The organism is Actinomadura logoneensis (genome assembly GCF_003428695.1).
Taxonomy (GTDB): Bacteria; Actinomycetota; Actinomycetes; order Streptosporangiales; family Streptosporangiaceae; genus Spirillospora; species Spirillospora logoneensis.
In genome coordinates this window covers 1-733 of record NZ_QURH01000399.1, presented here as the reverse complement: position 1 = coordinate 733, position 733 = coordinate 1, and the positions used below count along the sequence as shown (strand labels likewise).

1 pseudogene is annotated in these 733 nt (G+C 79.5%); it reads right to left on the bottom strand.

From position 1 onward, the window contains the following. Positions 1 to 733 (bottom strand): annotated as a pseudogene (locus tag DZF91_RS42730) (apolipoprotein N-acyltransferase); the annotation flags it as partial.

The window sequence follows — 733 nt, the reverse complement described above, 5'->3', positions numbered from 1 at the left end:
GCGCCGGCCAGCGGCCCGCGGGGGCGGGGACGCGCCCCCGCGCCGCCGGCCTCACCGGTCGTGGGGGTCGCGTCAGGGGCCGTGTCGGGGGTCGCGTCGGGGGTCGCGTCGGGGGTTGCGTCGGGGGTTGCGTCGGAGGTGGGGCGCAGGCGCCAGGCGGTGACGGCGGCGTAGGCGAGCAGCCCGCCGACCAACGCGGTGAGGAAGGTGACCAGGGGCGCGCCGCCGAGCGAGGCGTAGGGGGTGAGGGGGGTGGCGGTCTGGCTGAACGCCAGCCGCGCCCAGGGGAACCCGCCGAACGGCTGGCGGCCCCGCAGGGCCTCCTCGGCGACCCATCCGGCGGCGGTCCACAGCGGCCAGGCGGGCAGCCGGGTGACCACGGCGGTCCCGGCGGCCAGCGGGACGAGGTAGAGCGCCTGGACCAGGCTCAGCGCCACCCAGCCGTCCCAGCCGACCTTGCCGATGCCCTCCAGGACGGGCAGGAAGAACACCGCGCCGCCGACGAATCCCAGCCAGGCGGCGGTGCGCGCGGGCACGCCGCGCCAGGCCAGGGTGAGCAGCGCGATCGCGGGGAAGGCGAGGTAGGGCAGGTCCACGGGCGGGAACGCCAGCCACAGCAGCAGCCCGGCGGCGACCGCGACGGCGTGCCGCGGCCATCCGGCGCGTCCGCCGCGCCTGATCGCCGCCCACCGGCCGCCGGACGCCTCGGCCGAGCCCGCGGTGGAGGCACCGG